Raw genomic sequence first — 16771 nt, 5'->3', positions numbered from 1 at the left:
TTGTTATTCTATCTATTAATCCATGATTCTTTTAACACGCCCGTTAAAATTTTGGCCCCAATATCCGCCAGACATATCCGCAATGGCTACGCCAGTAGAGCTTTGTGAACCAATAAATTTACCGCCACCAATATAAATTCCAACATGACCGTCTTGTTTGTAAGTATCAAAGAATACAAGATCACCAGGACGCATTTGGCTTGCAGGAACACTAGACCCTTCATTTTTGAGGGAATCTGTGCTTGAACCAACACTTACACCTGCTTGTGAAAATGCCCAGTGTACGAAGCCGGAACAATCAAATCTACCATTTGCAATATCTGATGCCGATCTTCCCCCACCGAATACATAAACGGAATTTCCAATATATCTATATCCAGCCTTAATGACATCATTTATTGAACCACTTCCCGCTGGAACTGAAACAGGTGAGAATACCGGTGAACTAGTCGTTTGGCTTCTTGCTGGCTGTGTCAGTTGTGATTGTTGTAATGCAAGTGTTTGATCTTGCTGTTGAAGACTTGATTTTTCAGACAGACTTTGTTGTTCTCTCGCTGTAAGATCTGCTTTTAATGCATCATTTTGCGATTTTTGTTCGTTAATCTGCGCTTGCATACCCTCAAATTCGGTCATCATATTCTTATATTCAGCAAGCTTTTGTTCGACTGCAGCTTGCTTATCTTGTATTTCCTGTTTATCTGCTTCATGCTGTTTTACTAGATCTTGGTCAGCTTCGACAATTGTTGCAACTGCCCCAATTCGATTAACGAAGTCACTGAAGCTTGAAGCCCCAAGCAATACATCAAAATAACTTACCTGGCCGCCACTTTCTTGAAAAGATTGGGCACGCTTTTTTAATACATTATTACGTTTTTCAATTCTATCTTTAATAACAGTTATTTCATCATTAAGCTGCTGAACTTCAGTTTGAGATGCAGCCATTTTTACTTGTGTTTGAGCTATCATGTTATTATTATCTTGAATTGCTTGGTCAACTCTTTTAATTTGTTCATTTAAACTTGCAAGTTCATTTTGAACTTGTGAAATTTCTGCATTTGCTTGAGTAATTCCTACTTGAATACCAGAACGTTGTCCTTGAATACTTTGCAGATTTGATTCAGCCTTTACTGCTGGTATAGAAGCTATACTACTGATGCCTAAAATAACGATAGTCCCAAGTGCAGTTATCTTTTTCTTCAAATCGATTCCCCTGCTTTCTTTTGACAAATTACTAAGCCTATTTCTAGTAATCAATTAAAAATATTTAGCCTATTATTAACGAGATACTCGGCACAATTTGACAATATTCTATGTAAAACAACTTTACATTAATCTAGTTGCCCCCAAAAACATGAGACAAAAAACATAAATAATAGCCTTTTCATCTCTTTTTGTCACATTTAGAAGTATAACATCTAATTTTGTCATTTAAGTAATAGTTATATTACATTTGTGTATCAAATCAAAAAACGGGCAATTTAGTAACAAAATGTTCACTAATAATAAAATAAATTACCTATATATGTGAAAAAAGACCATATCCTCGGATTTGGTCTTTTTCTATGCACTGTTTAAATGGAGCTTCTAATAAAGAAAAAAGCACTCACATATGAATGGAGTGCTTGTCTCAATTATTTTGATTGTTTATTCATGGCGTTCATCATTTGATTGATTTTCTTTTGCGATGGTTTCATGCCCATTTGCATCATCATCATTTTTAACATTTGTTCATTGATTGGCGGATTTTTCTTTAAATAGCTCATCATATATTTCCGAGCAATGAAAAATCCTAGAGCTACACCAGCGACTAGTGCTAGTATACCAACTAGAATAAGTTGCCACATATATAAACTTCCTCCTTCATGTTGTCTATCATACAGTGTACTAGACCAAACGTAATTATACAATATTTGCACCGATTTTTGTGCGATTTAGACAAATTTTCTTTCTTTAATTGGATTAAGCCAGCCATACCGATCATGCTTTAGGTCAATTGCCAGAAAAGAAGGCTCGCTCTGACGAAGCGCTTCAAAAAAGATTGTTTCCGAATCAAAGTTTCCTTTCGAATCCACTCTAGCAAACCGCTCAGTTATTTCAAGTCTTGCCGCACTGAATAAACCATTTCTTTCTATATAGTATGCTCCGTTCTCAAAGCGAAAATCCTTATTTTTACTTAACTTCTGATTTATATTCTTATGAACCCGCAAACTCGGAATCGGTTTTGTTATATATTGGATTTGTTTCTCAATAATCGATTTTAATTCTCCCTGAGAACGCTCTTTATCGAGAAATAACTGATAAAACATCTGTTCTCTTCCATAATAATGGGAGGCAAATTCATCTTCTATTAAATATACATGATAGGATCTCATCATACTCCCCCTTATTGAACAATCTCTTTTTACTTATTATAGAAAAAAGTCAATGGGAGGTTTGTCTTACAGTGTCAAAAACAACCACTATTTTTGTCGAATTTGAATATTTATTTTAATAATAGAAATACTCAACTTTTTTAACCTTTGAAAATAATATAGAGGAGCCGATAGGCTTCGGCTCCCCTAATGTTAATACCCCTTTGTGAATCCCCCTATTTTAATACCCCTTTGCACTCTCTTTTACTATTTTATCTTTAAATAATACATAGCTCCAAATCTGATAGGCAATGACGATTGGAACAAAAATACAGGCAACTGTTAGCATGATCTTTAAGTTCAGCGTACTTCCAGCCGCATTATACAAAGTGACGCTAAAACTATCATCAATTTTTGAAGGAAGCATATTTGGAAACATTCCTACAAATCCTGTTGCCATTTGCGTAACGATGGCAAGACAAACTGCGGTGAATGCTGCGCCTATTTTTTCTTTGAAGACAAAGGCCACAGCACCTAAAATGGCTAACAATGATAAACTTGGAATAATCCAGAGGATCGGTAGTCCATTAAAATTGTCAGCCAGTGGCGTTAAATTCATCGTTGCGACAAAAAAGATGGCTAAAACGGCTGCCGCTATCATTGCAAAGGTTCGCGATAACTTAAGTGACCGCTTTGCTGTATCCCCTACTGTCTTTAATTGAATCCAAAGTGAACCTGATAACAAAAACATGGAAACAAATAGGACTCCACCAAGAATTCCATATGGATTTAACAAACTTAACAGATTTCCCTCATACCCATTTTCTCCGATTAAAATGCCACGGTAAAGATTCGCAAAAGCGACACCGAAGAGAAGAGCAATTAAGAAACTAGATACAGCAAAGGCCCATTTCCAGACTGATTGCCATCTTGGTGAATCGGACTTGTGCATAAACTCTAGCCCAGTTGCCCTGATAAACAAGGAAAACAAAATTAAGAACATTGCTTCATAAAGGAAGGAAAACATATCTGCGTACGCGCCAGGAAAGGCTGCGAAGGTTGCACCACCTGCAGTGATGAGCCAAACTTCATTTCCACCCCAGAAAGGTCCGATAGCTTCCTGCAATTGGTTCCGCTCCTGCCGATTTTTGGCGACAAACGGAAAGATCATGCCAGTCCCGAGTGTATATCCATCAAGCATTAAATAAACGGTCCAAATGAGACCCCAAAGCCCAAACCACGTTACTGCAAAGAAATCATGAGACATAGCTTTCGACCCCTCCCTTTTCTTCTTTTACCCCTTCAGGTCCTTTTCTTGCATATTTGATTATTAAGTAAACATCGGCAATTAATAAAATTGTATAAAAGACCACTAGTCCGGCTAGTGAAAACCAAATCTGGCCAAGCGAAATAGGTGAAACAGCATCAGCTGTCTTCATTAGACCATACACTGCCCACGGTTGACGCCCTACTTCGGCAACCATCCATCCAAGATTGATAGCTAGATAAGGTAATAACACCGAATAAAGAACTAGTTTTAAATACCTTTTAGATTCTACTAGGCGATTTTTCCGATAAAGGTACAAGCCATACCAGGAAATGGCCAAGAAAAGTAGACCAAGGGCGATCATTGCCCGGAAACTATAGAAAACTAAGTTAACATTTGGTCGTTCGTCTTTCGGAATATCATTTAGACCAGTTACCTTACCATTAAAAGAATTGGTATAAAAGAAACTACCAAGCTTTGGTATCGTTAGTGCTTCAACTGAATTGCGATGATTTTTTGCGTCTGGAATTTGAATTAGACTAAAAGGCATGTCGGTTTGGGTTTCCCAAACACTTTCCATTGCGGCCCCTTTTGCTGGCTGAATGGTTGTGGCAAATACTCCCGATTGATGCCCTAAAAACGGAGTAGCCGTTGAAGCAAACAACGCCATTACCAGACCGTACTTGAATGATTTTTTGAAAAAGTCCACTTTGTTCTTTCTTAACAAATGATAGGCACTGACCGCCATAACAAAGAATGCGCCAACTATGTAACAAGCAATAACTGTATGAAAAAACATGCGCCATGCATATGGATTTGTTACAAGTGCACTAAAGCTATCAAGCTCAACTCGACCATTTCGTAATACATACCCAACCGGATTTTGCATAAATCCATTCGCAGTAATAATCCAAAGTGCGGAAATATTGGTTCCTAGTGCTACCATCCAAATTGAGATGGCCCGCATTTTTGGTGAGAATTTATTTTTCCCAAATAACCAGATTCCCATAAACGTTGATTCTAGAAAAAACGCTAGTAATGCTTCAATAGCAAGCGGAGATCCAAATATATCCCCCATATACTTGGAGTATTCTGACCAGTTTGTTCCAAACTGAAATTCCATTGTGATTCCAGTTATAACTCCTAGAACAAAATTAATTGAAAACAGCTTTCCCCAAAAATCAGCCATGTTTCGATATAGCTGATTACCTGATCTTGCATAGTTCGTTTCCATCACCGCTACTAGAATAACTAGTCCTAAAGTCAATGGCACGAACAGGAAGTGGTAAAAAACCGTTATCGCAAATTGCAGCCTGCTCAACATCAATACTCCATCCATAAAACTCTCCTCCAATTTACAATAATTCTTATTACGGATTTATTATATTACAAAATCATTATTGTAAATGTTGGAGTTGTTTCCAAAATGTGACGAGCGATTGAATAATTTGTGTCTTTATTAAAATGTGTGATAAATGTAATTGATTATATCTAGTTAACACTCTTTGTAACGAAAAAAAGGAACGAATCATTAGATTCGTTCCAAAGTTATCAAGCGTTAGTTTGTTAATAAAGCCTTGACGTTTGCTACTACGTTCTCGACTGTAAAGCCGAATTCTTCCATAATTTTTTCACCCGGAGCAGAGGCACCAAAATGATCGATTGCCAACACTTCTCCTTCATCGCCAGTATATTTATGCCAACCAAAGGACGCCGCCATTTCAATACCTAACCGCTTTTTAACAGCTTTCGGTAAAACGGACTCCTTGTATTCTTTCGATTGTGACTCAAAGCGATCCCAAGAAGGCATGCTAATAACTGATACATCGATTCCTTCGCTTGCAAGAACCTTTTGTGCTTCAACTGCTAGACCAACTTCAGAACCGGCAGCTAAAATTAACGCATCGGCAGTTTGTTTTCCTGCTGGAGAAACAACATACGCCCCTTTAGAAACACCTTCATAGGCATTTTCAGCAGTTCCCCTTAAGGTCGGGAGATCTTGACGAGTTAGCACAAGTGCCGTAGGGACCGATTGAGATTCAAGCGCTAATTTCCAAGCAGCGGCTGTTTCGTTTCCGTCCGCTGGGCGGATGACAGACAAACCAGGCATTGCACGAAGAGCAGACAATTGTTCAACCGGTTCATGGGTAGGCCCATCCTCACCAACTGCAATGCTATCATGTGTAAAGACAAATGTTACTGGTAACTTCATCAAAGCAGAAAGACGAATTGCAGGGCGTAAGTAATCAGAGAATACGAAGAACGTTCCTCCAAAAACTTTCAAACCACCGTGTAGTGCCATCCCATTTAAAGCAGCACCCATGGCAAATTCACGAACTCCAAACCAGATATTTCTTCCCTCATAGGATTGCGCAGAAAAGTCTCCTGCTCCTTTTATTAAGGTTTTATTGGATCCAGCAAGGTCAGCAGAACCACCAAAGAAGAATGGTGTATTTTTAGCAATAGCATTGAGGACTTCGCCCGAAGATGCACGACTTGCTAATTTTTTACCTTCTTCATAAACCGGAACATCTTTTGACCAGCCTTCAGGTAATTCACCTTTTGCACCTAATTCAAATTGAACAACTAATTCAGGGTAAACTGTTTTGTATTGGACAAAAAGGTCATTCCATTCTTTTTCCTTCTTCTCACCGTTATCAGCCACTAATTGTTTAAATTGATTATATACCTCTTCAGGAACATGGAAGTCCTCTTCAAAAGACCATTCATAGGTTTCTTTCGTAAGCTTTATCTCACTGGCACCAAGTGGTGAACCATGTGCATCCGATTTTCCTGATTTGTTAGGTGAACCGTATCCAATCACTGTTTTTACCTCAATGAGGGTTGGATGGTTTTCATCTAATCTTGCATCTTCTAATGCCTTAGCGATGGCTACTACATCATTTCCATCTTCTACACGAATATATTGCCAGCCATAAGCTTTAAAACGGCCTTCAACACTTTCAGAGAAAGACTTATTCAAGTCCCCATCAAGGGATATATCGTTGGAATCATAAAGAACAATTAATCTGCCTAATTGTAGATGGGCAGCTAAGGAAGCGGCTTCCGCAGAAACACCCTCCATTAAATCTCCATCCCCGCAGATGCTGTATGTATAATGGTCGACTAATTCAAAGTTTTCTTTATTGTATTCTGCAGCCAAATGACGTTCTGCCATTGCCATACCAACTGCCATTGCAATCCCTTGGCCTAGTGGACCCGTTGTTGCATCAACTCCAACCGTATGACCAAATTCTGGATGTCCAGGAGTTTTACTACCCCACTGGCGGAAATTTTTTAAATCCTCCAATGACAAATCATAGCCTGATAAATGGAGCAAGCTGTATAGTAACGCTGAACCGTGACCTGCTGACAGCACAAAGCGATCTCTGTTGATCCATGCTGGATTTTTAGGGTTCTGGTTCATAAACCGTGTCCATAGGGTATAGGCCATTGGAGCGGCCCCCATCGGCATCCCCGGGTGACCAGAGTTTGCCTTTTCTATCGCGTCAATCGATAAGGTACGGATTGAATTTATTGATAATGAATCAATTTTTTCAAACATTCGTGTCATCCTTTCCTATTTAAAATCAATACTTCACTCTTTTTATATTATATTTCTTAACCCCTTTATACAACAAATTGTGCCCTCTTTTTTTAAAAAAAGACTAATTTCTGACTCGTATGAAAATAACCATCCTATCAAAGGAAAGATTTTCCCCAAGTTAACATTTATATTCAGTCCTATAGTTTTTGCTAAAAGGATAAAAGTAATGACCTATGTAAAGACATCTGTTAAGATACTATTAAAAATAATTAATTAGGGAATTAGGAGGAGCCACAAGGGAAGTTGGACAAAATAAACACGAATACTGGATATACATGATAGGAGAGATAGTATTTATGAAAAAAAACAAAATGATTTCAGAGCGTAGACTGCTTGGGATTGCTGGCCTTGGCTGGTTATTCGATGCAATGGACGTCGGGATGTTATCGTTTATCATTGCTGCCTTACAAAAAGACTGGGGGCTTTCCACACAACAAATGGGGTGGATTGGAAGTATCAACTCTATCGGTATGGCAGTTGGCGCATTAATATTTGGTCTTATGGCAGACCGAGTCGGAAGAAAGTCAGTTTTTGTGATTACCTTACTTTTGTTTTCAATAGGAAGCGGGTTATCCGCATTAGCAACATCCTTAACGATATTTATGATTTTACGATTTTTGATTGGCATGGGTTTAGGCGGGGAGCTCCCAGTGGCTTCAACCTTAGTCTCCGAAGTAGTTTCTGCTGATAAAAGAGGCCGTGTTGTCGTGCTTCTTGAAAGTTTTTGGGCTGGTGGTTGGTTGATTGCTGCACTTATTTCCTTTTTCATTATTCCTAAATTCGGTTGGCAAACCGCATTAATCATCAGTGCTATTCCAGCGTTTTATGCCATTTACTTGCGGATGGGACTACCTGATTCACCACAGTTTTCCGCACCACAAGCGAAAGCTAAAAATTCCATTCCGCAAAATATTATGGCTGTTTGGGCAAAACCCCATACAGTTCAAACGACGATGTTATGGATCTTATGGTTCTGTGTTGTCTTTTCATATTACGGTATGTTCATGTGGCTCCCAAGCGTCATGGTCATGAAGGGCTTTAGTTTAATAAAAAGCTTCCAATACGTTCTTATCATGACACTTGCACAGTTACCAGGTTATTTTACGGCGGCATGGTTCATTGAAAAATTCGGAAGAAAATTTGTCCTCGTCACCTATTTGACTGGAACCGCCATCAGCGCTTATTTCTTTGGCCAGGCCGGTTCGCTAGCGCTTCTCATTACTTTTGGCGCATTATTATCTTTCTTTAATTTAGGAGCATGGGGTGCTTTGTACGCTTATACACCAGAACAATATCCAGCGGTGATTCGCGGTACTGGTGCCGGTATGGCGGCCTCGTTTGGTCGAATCGGAGGAATATTTGGGCCCCTATTGGTCGGTAATCTTGTTGCTCAGAAAACAGACATCTCGGTAATTTTCACGATTTTCACTGTTGCTATTATCATCGGTGCCCTGTCTGTTCTATTCCTCGGAAAAGAAACAAGAATGAAAGAATTAGCTTAAAAATGCTGTAGTGCCTTGATCAGACCCTATGAAAAAAGGAGGAATGCATCCTGTGAGACGCATTCCTCCTTTTCACTATTAATGAAGGCCTTTTTTAGCCTGGAGCCTTTTCAATTTTTCAGGTGTTACATCATTGCCAAGCGGATCGATTACTTTTACATTTTTGATAGAATTAAGCATTTGTGAACGGAACGTTTCTAAGTATTTACCACGAAGTTTTGATTGTTCTTTTGCTTCCTCTTCTGTCAGACCAGTAGTCTTCGCCTTGTTTGCCAATACATTTATTCGTGCAATTAAATCATTTAGTTGCATCATAAAGCTCCTTTTTCTTAACTGTGAACTAAATGAAATCATACTAAATATCGTCGTTTTTTTCAAGCAGGAGACCTTCTTCTTGCAATGATTCAACATATTCCTGATACCTGCGATGCACGGTTGCCTTTGACACATCATACCCGAATCCTCTTAAGGTTGCGGCAATTTCAGCAAAGGTCAATTCATTTTTTCGTAACTTAACAATTTCTTCAATTGGTAACTCGATTTGCTTCCTACCTGAATTAATCCCCTGATTTTTCAAGTTTTCGACCGGATCAAAGCCACTTTTGATGGCTCGTTGCATTCCTCGTTTGATTTTAATATTATGTAATTTCCGCTGATATTCCTCCACCATACCCACAATCTTTAATACCATTGAATCTGATTCAGAAATTTTTAATTCACCGTCATGATCAATAGAATACAGCTTTACCTTTTCTTTAAAAATACAATGAAGTAAAACGATTTTGGCATTGCCTCTTCCAAGCCGTGTCTCATCCTGAATGAGGATTGCGTGGATATCTTCTTCCTTAATCAGCGAAAGGAGCATTAACATTCCATCACGTTCTAAGTCATAGCCGCTCGCTTGTTCTTTAATGACCTTAAATATATGATATTCATTTTGATTGGCTAATTGAATTAATTCCTCTTCTTGCCGAGCGAGCGATGTTTCTTGTGTATCTTTTTTCGTACTCACACGACAATAAATTATTGCATTCTTTTTTTGCATGACGTTTACCTCGATACTTATTATCTATTGACTTGCTAAATTGGTCAGATCGGGTTGGTCTACCGTTTTATCCGAGACCGGAATCATCAACTTATCTCCAGGGTAAATTGTTTCACCGGAAATACTGTTCTTTTTTTCTACCCATGAAACAAACTCTGATGTAGACATTGAATGACTATCAGAATATTTTTCGGCAATTTTCCAAAGTGACTCGCCCTCTTGAACTGTCACACTAGAAAATTCATTTTGGTTCTCAAATTTATGTAAAAGTGCAAATGCTGCAATAAAGCTAATAGTAACTAAAATAATAACATATGAATACTGTTCCCAAAGTTTTTTCATATCCATCACCTCTAACGAATGTATGTTCTAATGTGATTATAAAACGAACGCTTGTTTGTGTCAACATAAATTCGAACTTATGTTTGTACCATCACATTTAGATATGATATAATAATGTCAATAAGAAACCATATGAGGTGGGAAAGATGACTAAGTTATCAAAGCGGCAAGAAAATATTCTAGACTTTATTAAAGACGAAGTAAGAAAAAAAGGCTATCCCCCTTCCGTGCGCGAAATTGGTGAAGCAGTCGGCCTTGCTTCAAGTTCCACAGTACATGGTCATTTAGCCCGTTTAGAGAGCAAAGGACTAATTCGCCGCGACCCAACAAAACCTCGGGCAATTGAGATTTTGGACATAGATGAGCAAAGCAATATTCCGAAAAGCAAAGTGATTAATGTACCAGTAATCGGAAAGGTTACTGCGGGACAACCTATTACTGCAATTGAGAATGTAGAAGAGTATTTTCCACTTCCGGATCGTCTTGCACCCTCTGATGAGCAGGTGTTTATGCTAGAAGTAATGGGAGATAGTATGATAGAAGCAGGAATACTAGACGGGGATTATGTTATTGTAAAACAACAACAAACTGCCCAAAACGGAGAAATCGTCGTCGCTATGACTGAGGATGATGAAGCAACTGTTAAAAGATTTTTCAAAGAAAAAGACTACATACGCTTGCAACCAGAAAACTCATCTCTCGAACCAATTATTCTTTCAAATGTCACGATACTTGGTAAAGTTATTGGGGTATATCGTCATATTCATTAAAATTGGGTACTAATAAAGCCTTGGGATCAATCCCAGGGCTTTTTTTGTCTTAACCTACCAAAGTGTCTATTTTTAGGGATTTTATTAATTAGCAAAATAGGTATTCAACCAGTCCAACAAATTAATAATCACATAAACTATTGTTATCACTTCAAAATTAAAACATTTATAAAAAAAGGCTCTTTTCTAAAAGATTGTTGTTTTTTAAATAGGTTTTGTGGAAAGCAAACCGTTGTTAAAGAAGTTGATTGGAGCGGAAGGTGCGAGACTCCTGCGGGACAGGTGAGACCCCACAGGCGCTTAAGCGCCGAGGAGGCTCACCGCCAGCCCCTAAGGTGCGCGAGCATCCTGGAGCGGAAATCAACCACACTCCTCTTTTGGTAAATAGCAACAAAGTTTACGAAAACAGCCGAAAAAAAAAGACCCTGACGCTCATAAAGCGCCAAGGCCTGATTTTATTAATACATTGTCATGTATTGATCGCGTTCCCATTGGTGAACTTGAGTACGGAACATATCCCACTCGATTTCTTTAGCTTCAACAAAGTGCTCAAGAATGTGTTCACCTAATGCAGAAGTGATAACTTCGTCTGCTTTAAGGTTTTCTAATGCAAGAGCTAAAGTTGCTGGAAGATCAGCGATACCAGCTTCAACGCGCTCTTCTTTACTCATTACATAGATGTTACGATCAACTGGAGCCGGAGGAGTTAATTTATTTTTAATTCCATCTAATCCAGCTTTTAAAAGAACAGCCATTGCTAAGTATGGGTTAGCAGCAGGGTCAACGCTACGTACTTCGATACGAGTGCTTAATCCGCGTGAAGCAGGAATACGGATAAGTGGTGAACGGTTGCGTGCAGACCAAGCTACGTAACAAGGTGCTTCGTAACCAGGCACTAGACGCTTATAAGAGTTTACAGTTGGGTTAGTAACAGCTGTAAAGCTATGAGCGTGTTTAATAATACCAGCGATAAATTGAGTAGCTGCTTCGCTTAATTCTAATGTTTTGCTTGTATCGTAGAATGCATTTTCTCCATCTTTAAATAAAGATAAGTTACAGTGCATACCAGATCCATTCACACCGAATAATGGTTTTGGCATGAAAGTAGCATGAAGACCATGCTTACGAGCAATTGTTTTTACAACAAGCTTGAATGTTTGAATTTGGTCACAAGCTGTTAATGCATCAGCATATTTAAAATCGATTTCATGTTGTCCAGGAGCAACCTCATGGTGAGATGCTTCAATTTCAAAGCCCATTTCTTCAAGTTCTAAAACGATATCACGGCGGCAGTTTTCGCCAAGGTCAGTTGGAGCTAAATCAAAGTATCCAGCATTATCGTTTAGTTCAAGAGTTGGTTCACCTTGTGCATCTAACTTGAACAAGAAAAATTCTGGCTCAGGTCCTAAGTTGAAGTTAGTGAATCCTAATTCTTTCATTTCAGCAAGGACACGTCTTAAATTATTACGAGGATCACCATCAAATGGAGTTCCATCTGGATTATAAATATCACAGATTAGTCGTGCAACTTTACCTTTTTCTGCAGTCCAAGGGAAGATAACCCAAGTATTAAGATCAGGGCATAGGTACATATCTGATTCTTCAATACGTACAAATCCTTCGATTGAAGAACCATCAAACATCATCTTGTTATCAAGCGCTTTTTCAAGCTGACTTACAGGAATCTCAACGTTTTTAATTGTACCTAAAATGTCTGTAAATTGAAGTCGGATGAACTTTACATTTTCTTCTTTTGCCAAACGAAAAATGTCATCTTTTGTAAACTTTGCCATTTCAGTATTTCCTCCCTTTTTTTAAACCCTTTAATTGTTTATTAATGAAAAAAGCGCGACATGTCACCTTGACGTAGCGATCCTGATCCACGATTAAACCGACCCGCCTGCAACAATTCGTTGCGCAGGAGTTTTCGTAATTCATTATCCGTCAATTCTCGTCTAGCCTTTTCAGACTCTTCCGGCGAAACCAACGGAATATCTTGTTTAGTTTTAGCAAATAATTGCTTAATACCCGCAAGATTTACTCCCTGGTCAATTAAATCTTTAATCTCTAAAAGCTTGTCAATATCGATAAGTGAAAACATTCGTCTATTCCCATCAGTTCTAGCAGGAGAAATCAATTCATGTTCCTCATAATAACGAATTTGTCGGGCGGATAAATCTGTAAGTTGCATCACCGTTCCGATGGGAAACAACGGCATTGATCGACGAATTTGGCTTCCGCTCAATTGATTTCTCCTCCTTATGTACTTCTTGTGTTCATTATATTCTCGGTAAGGTTATGTGTCAACTCTATGTTAGGTATTATCACACCCCTTATAAAAAATAATTTAGAATATTTTATTAAAACAAATATCCCAATAAAGATAATACACTAAATAAAAAAGAAATCCAATTTTTTGTCGGATTTCCTGTTTTATTTTTAATAAAGCCAATTTTTTTAAATTTCCAGCAAACCCTTTTCTAATAAGTGGTTTAAAGCAATACAGATGGCGATTTTTACATGTGCATAAGTCAAGCCTCCCTGAACATACGCAACATACGGTGATCTGGTTGGACCATCTGCTGTTAATTCAATGCTAGCACCCTGAATAAATGTACCAGCTGCCATAATCACATCATCCTCATAACCAGGCATGTAGCTAGGATATGGAGTTACATGGGAATTTATCGGTGAAGCGTATTGAATGGCTTGGCAAAAAGCTACCATTTTGTCACGGTCATCAAATTGAACGGATTGAATGAGATCCGTTCTAGTAGAATCCCATTTTGGTAGGGTATTCATGCCAAGCTTCTCTAATAAAGCCGCTGTAAAAACAGCTCCCTTTAGGGCTTGTCCAACTACATGTGGTGCCAGAAAGAAGCCTTGGTACATTTCCTGGAGACTATATAATGAAGCGCCCGCTTCCGCACCAATTCCAGGGGATGTCATCCGGTATGAACATGCTTCAACAAACTGCTTTTTCCCGACGATATATCCCCCCGTCTTCACGAGGCCTCCGCCTGGATTTTTTATTAAGGAACCCGCCATCAAATCAGCACCCACATGGCAAGGCTCGATCGCTTCTACAAATTCTCCGTAACAATTGTCCACAAATACCACGACATCTGACTTTATTTCTTTGACAAAATCAATCATTTCCTTGATTTCGGCAACGGTAAAAGACGGTCTTGTCGCATATCCTTTGGATCGCTGAATCCCAATCATTTTTGTATTGGGTCCGATCGCTTTCTCAACAACTTCAAAGTCAACCGCACCTGATTCTGTCAGGTCGACACTCTGATAAGAAATCCCAAATTCCTTGAGCGAACCAACGCCGTTGCCACGAATGCCGACGATTTCCTCAAGTGTGTCATACGGCTTCCCCGTTATGTATAAGAGCTCATCTCCTGGACGCAAAATCCCAAATAAGGCAATCGAGATAGCGTGGGTTCCTGAGATTATTTGAGGACGAACAAGTCCAGCTTCTCCCCCAAACACTTCAGCATAAATATTTTCTAAAGTATCCCGACCGCTATCATCATATCCATAACCTGTTGATGGGTTAAAATGCGAGTCGCTAACCCGATGATTTTGATAGCTTTGCAAGACTCGAAATTGGTTATTCTCTATTTGCTGGTCAATTTTTTTATGTATTGGTGTAATGAGTGTTTCGACCTCACCCACCAACTTCTGTAATGTTTCCCCGTGTGCTAACTGTTGATACATGGTTCTTCTCCTATCTAAATTGAAAAATTTTTAAGTTGGCCAGATATTTTCTGATCTGGGAATGAATATCCCTTACAATTATACTTTTGATTTTCTTCATCAAAAACAAGTTCTCTAAGAATCGTTTCATTTTTTAATTGGGCCAGAAGCTTTCCTTCCGTTGATGGGACATGGACATGATAAGATTCCATCAACCCTAGCACCATCTCCTCGACTTTTTGTTTAAGTTTTTGACGATCCTCCTCTTCAAAGGCGCTGATCGTAATCGTCTCCGTCTTAGCTACTGGAACAAAGTCGGGCTGCATCATATCTTTTTTATTGTATACCGTTAATTGTGGCAAATGCTGATTTTCAAGTTCCTCTAATAAATGCTGTACGGTTTTTTCATGCTGGAAATAATCAGGATTGCTGCAATCTACAACGTGTAGCAAAAGGTCCGCTTCGTTAACTTCCTCTAAAGTTGATCTGAAAGCAGCAATCAATGTGGTCGGTAAATCCTGTAAAAATCCGACAGTGTCCGTTGTCAACGTCGTAAAACCGCTAGGCAAAATCATTTTCCTTGTCGTCGGATCCAGAGTAGCAAAAAGTTGATTTTCTTCAAGGGTATCAGCCTCGGTCAGACGGTTAAATAAGGTTGATTTCCCCGCATTCGTATAACCAACAATCGCAATTTGAAAGGCTTTGTTTTTCTTGCGTCGTTCCCGATACCGATCACGATGACCAACAATCACCGTAAGCTGGGATTTAATATCGTCAATCCGACGGCGAATGTGGCGGCGATCAGATTCCAGCTTTGTTTCACCTGGTCCCCTCGTTCCAATCCCTGCACCAAGTCTTGACATGGAAGTCCCTTGCCCAACAAGCCGTGGTAACATATATTGCAGCTGTGCATATTCAACTTGTAATTTTCCTTCTTTTGATCGAGCTCGAGTTGCAAAAATATCCAGAATAAGCTGAGTACGGTCAATGACCCGAGCATCTAATTCACGGGACAAATTCCGAATTTGAGTTGAGGATAATTCATCATTAAAAATTATCAGGTCTGGCTCCAGTTCATCCTCTAATGCTTTTAATTCCTCAATTTTACCTTTTCCGATATAAGTAGCAGGATGTACTCGATCACGTTTTTGACTGACTGAAATCATTACTTCACCTTTTGCTGTATCTGTAAGTGAGGCTAGTTCCTCCATTGAATATTGAAAATGAAGATCATCCACTCGCGCAGTCTGACAGCCGACTAAAATTACTTTTTCTAAATCCGCTTGTCGTTCCAATCTATAACCTTCTTTCTATATGTATCTGTTCTCTTTTCATATCATAACAAAAGTTTGGTGAATTCCATAATATCGCTCTAATCAATCAGGCGCAAAGAACGTTTCTTTCTTAACCAAGTCAAAAAACTATTGAAAAACCTCTATTCCATGTTAAAATTTTTATTGTTTGCCTGTTTTAAATGTAATATTCAAGATAGATAAGCATTAGGAGTTGGGGGACGCATGACCTGGGAAGTATTTAGCATAATCGGAACGATTGCCTTTGCGGTAAGTGGGGCCTTCGTTGCGATGGAAGAGGAATATGATATTTTAGGCGTTTATATTCTTGGAATCGTGACAGCGTTTGGTGGCGGGGCCATTCGCAACATATTGATAGGGGTACCCGTTTCAGCATTATGGGAACAGGGGGTATTTTTCACGATTGCCCTATTATCCATAACAGCTGTATTCTTGTTTCCAAATAAATTATTGCAGCATTGGGAAAGATGGGGAAACTTTTTTGATGCGATTGGCTTATCTGCTTTTGCCATTCAAGGGGCACTTTATGCTACCGGCATGCATCATCCGCTTAGTGCAGTCATCGTGGCCGCTATTCTTACTGGTAGTGGGGGCGGCATCATTCGCGATATCCTCGCCAAACGAAAGCCTCTTGTGTTAAAGGCTGAAATTTATGGGCTTTGGGCCATTCTTGCTGGACTTGTGATTGGACTTAATTTTGCAAAATCAGGGCTTGGGCTTTACCTTTTATTTTTTGTCATTACCGGGTTACGTGTCCTGTCTTATACATATGACTGGAAGCTACCGATTCGAAGTATGCCCACCCAAAAAAAGCTGCAAACTGAAGATTTATAAAGAGAAAGAAGCTGACCAGCCCGGCCAGCTTCTTT

The 16771-nt window shown here is 39.0% G+C and carries 16 protein-coding genes; 3 read left to right on the top strand and 13 right to left on the bottom strand.

The features are described 5' to 3' along the window. Positions 1-15 precede the first annotated feature (15 nt). From B1NLA3E_RS07405 to tkt, 6 genes are all read right to left on the bottom strand, one after another. On the bottom strand, positions 16-1200 hold the full coding sequence (locus B1NLA3E_RS07405) for a coiled-coil domain-containing protein (protein ID WP_015593220.1): 1185 nt from the start codon (positions 1198-1200) through the stop codon (positions 16-18). Between the two features lie 431 nt (positions 1201-1631). Further along, positions 1632-1844 carry a YneF family protein gene (locus B1NLA3E_RS07400; RefSeq protein ID WP_015593219.1) on the bottom strand — a complete coding sequence of 71 codons (213 nt, stop codon included), beginning with the start codon at positions 1842-1844 and terminating at the stop codon, positions 1632-1634. A gap of 87 nt (positions 1845-1931) precedes the next feature. After that, the gene (sirA, locus tag B1NLA3E_RS07395; RefSeq protein WP_328285128.1) at positions 1932-2375 is read right to left on the bottom strand and encodes a sporulation inhibitor of replication protein SirA; all 444 of its coding nucleotides are present in this window, start codon (positions 2373-2375) and stop codon (positions 1932-1934) included. Positions 2376-2592: 217 nt separating this feature from the next. Next, positions 2593-3618 (bottom strand): cytochrome d ubiquinol oxidase subunit II, encoded by a 1026-nt coding sequence (cydB, locus tag B1NLA3E_RS07390; RefSeq protein WP_015593217.1) that lies wholly within the window; start codon positions 3616-3618, stop codon positions 2593-2595. After that, the gene (locus B1NLA3E_RS07385; protein WP_015593216.1) at positions 3608-4957 is read right to left on the bottom strand and encodes a cytochrome ubiquinol oxidase subunit I; all 1350 of its coding nucleotides are present in this window, start codon (positions 4955-4957) and stop codon (positions 3608-3610) included. Before B1NLA3E_RS07385 ends, cydB begins: the two co-directional genes overlap by 11 nt. Before the next feature lie 219 nt (positions 4958-5176). Further along, complete coding sequence (tkt, locus tag B1NLA3E_RS07380; RefSeq protein ID WP_015593215.1) at positions 5177-7183, bottom strand: transketolase; 2007 nt, start codon at positions 7181-7183, stop codon at positions 5177-5179. A 338-nt stretch (positions 7184-7521) separates the two neighbouring features. On the opposite strand from tkt, the gene B1NLA3E_RS07375 reads away from it, so the two are divergent. Then, a complete protein-coding gene (locus B1NLA3E_RS07375; RefSeq protein ID WP_015593214.1) occupies positions 7522-8727 on the top strand; it encodes an MFS transporter in 1206 nt (401 codons plus the stop codon). 78 nt (positions 8728-8805) lie between these two features. On the opposite strand, the gene B1NLA3E_RS07370 is transcribed toward B1NLA3E_RS07375, so the two are convergent. The 3 genes from B1NLA3E_RS07370 to yneA are packed head-to-tail and all read right to left on the bottom strand — an operon-like array spanning position 8806 to position 10114. Further along, the gene (locus B1NLA3E_RS07370) at positions 8806-9039 is read right to left on the bottom strand and encodes a DUF896 domain-containing protein (RefSeq protein WP_041580373.1); all 234 of its coding nucleotides are present in this window, start codon (positions 9037-9039) and stop codon (positions 8806-8808) included. A 43-nt stretch (positions 9040-9082) separates the two neighbouring features. Next, entirely contained in the window at positions 9083-9772 is a 690-nt protein-coding gene (locus tag B1NLA3E_RS07365) for a YneB family resolvase-like protein (RefSeq protein ID WP_015593212.1), read from the bottom strand. 24 nt (positions 9773-9796) lie between these two features. Further along, positions 9797-10114: a cell division suppressor protein YneA gene (gene yneA, locus B1NLA3E_RS07360; RefSeq protein WP_041580372.1), complete on the bottom strand. Its 318-nt coding sequence runs from the start codon at positions 10112-10114 to the stop codon at positions 9797-9799. Between the two features lie 146 nt (positions 10115-10260). Between yneA and lexA the strand changes: the two genes are divergently transcribed. Next, on the top strand, positions 10261-10884 hold the full coding sequence (gene lexA, locus B1NLA3E_RS07355; protein WP_015593210.1) for a transcriptional repressor LexA: 624 nt from the start codon (positions 10261-10263) through the stop codon (positions 10882-10884). A 458-nt stretch (positions 10885-11342) separates the two neighbouring features. Here the strand turns inward: lexA and glnA are convergent, their stop codons facing one another. From glnA to hflX, 4 genes are all read right to left on the bottom strand, one after another. Beyond that, complete coding sequence (gene glnA, locus B1NLA3E_RS07350) at positions 11343-12677, bottom strand: type I glutamate--ammonia ligase (RefSeq protein WP_015593209.1); 1335 nt, start codon at positions 12675-12677, stop codon at positions 11343-11345. A 41-nt stretch (positions 12678-12718) separates the two neighbouring features. Next, entirely contained in the window at positions 12719-13102 is a 384-nt protein-coding gene (locus B1NLA3E_RS07345) for a MerR family transcriptional regulator (RefSeq protein ID WP_015593208.1), read from the bottom strand. A 239-nt stretch (positions 13103-13341) separates the two neighbouring features. After that, positions 13342-14610 (bottom strand): methionine gamma-lyase family protein, encoded by a 1269-nt coding sequence (locus B1NLA3E_RS07340; RefSeq protein WP_015593207.1) that lies wholly within the window; start codon positions 14608-14610, stop codon positions 13342-13344. Positions 14611-14624: 14 nt separating this feature from the next. Then, a complete protein-coding gene (gene hflX / locus B1NLA3E_RS07335; RefSeq protein WP_015593206.1) occupies positions 14625-15884 on the bottom strand; it encodes a GTPase HflX in 1260 nt (419 codons plus the stop codon). A 222-nt stretch (positions 15885-16106) separates the two neighbouring features. On the opposite strand from hflX, the gene B1NLA3E_RS07330 reads away from it, so the two are divergent. Continuing rightward, positions 16107-16736 (top strand): trimeric intracellular cation channel family protein, encoded by a 630-nt coding sequence (locus B1NLA3E_RS07330; protein WP_015593205.1) that lies wholly within the window; start codon positions 16107-16109, stop codon positions 16734-16736. Positions 16737-16771 lie beyond the last annotated feature (35 nt).

This window comes from Bacillus sp. 1NLA3E (assembly GCF_000242895.2).
GTDB lineage: Bacteria > Bacillota > Bacilli > Bacillales > Cytobacillaceae > Bacillus_BU.
Note: the sequence above shows the minus strand (reverse complement) of the source record. Positions and strands in the feature narration are given on the sequence as shown.

What these genes read in the sequence shown, in the direction of transcription:
- B1NLA3E_RS07385 (WP_015593216.1), bottom strand. Translation starts at nt 4,957, where the DNA reads ATGGATGGAGTATTGATGTTGAGCAGGCTGCAATTTGCGATAACGGTT.
- yneA (WP_041580372.1), bottom strand. Translation starts at nt 10,114, where the DNA reads ATGAAAAAACTTTGGGAACAGTATTCATATGTTATTATTTTAGTTACT.
- B1NLA3E_RS07330 (WP_015593205.1), top strand. Translation starts at nt 16,107, where the DNA reads ATGACCTGGGAAGTATTTAGCATAATCGGAACGATTGCCTTTGCGGTA.
- tkt (WP_015593215.1), bottom strand. Translation starts at nt 7,183, where the DNA reads ATGTTTGAAAAAATTGATTCATTATCAATAAATTCAATCCGTACCTTA.
- B1NLA3E_RS07345 (WP_015593208.1), bottom strand. Translation starts at nt 13,102, where the DNA reads ATGCCGTTGTTTCCCATCGGAACGGTGATGCAACTTACAGATTTATCC.
- sirA (WP_328285128.1), bottom strand. Translation starts at nt 2,375, where the DNA reads ATGATGAGATCCTATCATGTATATTTAATAGAAGATGAATTTGCCTCC.
- lexA (WP_015593210.1), top strand. Translation starts at nt 10,261, where the DNA reads ATGACTAAGTTATCAAAGCGGCAAGAAAATATTCTAGACTTTATTAAA.
- B1NLA3E_RS07375 (WP_015593214.1), top strand. Translation starts at nt 7,522, where the DNA reads ATGAAAAAAAACAAAATGATTTCAGAGCGTAGACTGCTTGGGATTGCT.
- B1NLA3E_RS07365 (WP_015593212.1), bottom strand. Translation starts at nt 9,772, where the DNA reads ATGCAAAAAAAGAATGCAATAATTTATTGTCGTGTGAGTACGAAAAAA.
- glnA (WP_015593209.1), bottom strand. Translation starts at nt 12,677, where the DNA reads ATGGCAAAGTTTACAAAAGATGACATTTTTCGTTTGGCAAAAGAAGAA.
- B1NLA3E_RS07370 (WP_041580373.1), bottom strand. Translation starts at nt 9,039, where the DNA reads ATGCAACTAAATGATTTAATTGCACGAATAAATGTATTGGCAAACAAG.
- cydB (WP_015593217.1), bottom strand. Translation starts at nt 3,618, where the DNA reads ATGTCTCATGATTTCTTTGCAGTAACGTGGTTTGGGCTTTGGGGTCTC.
- B1NLA3E_RS07400 (WP_015593219.1), bottom strand. Translation starts at nt 1,844, where the DNA reads ATGTGGCAACTTATTCTAGTTGGTATACTAGCACTAGTCGCTGGTGTA.
- B1NLA3E_RS07340 (WP_015593207.1), bottom strand. Translation starts at nt 14,610, where the DNA reads ATGTATCAACAGTTAGCACACGGGGAAACATTACAGAAGTTGGTGGGT.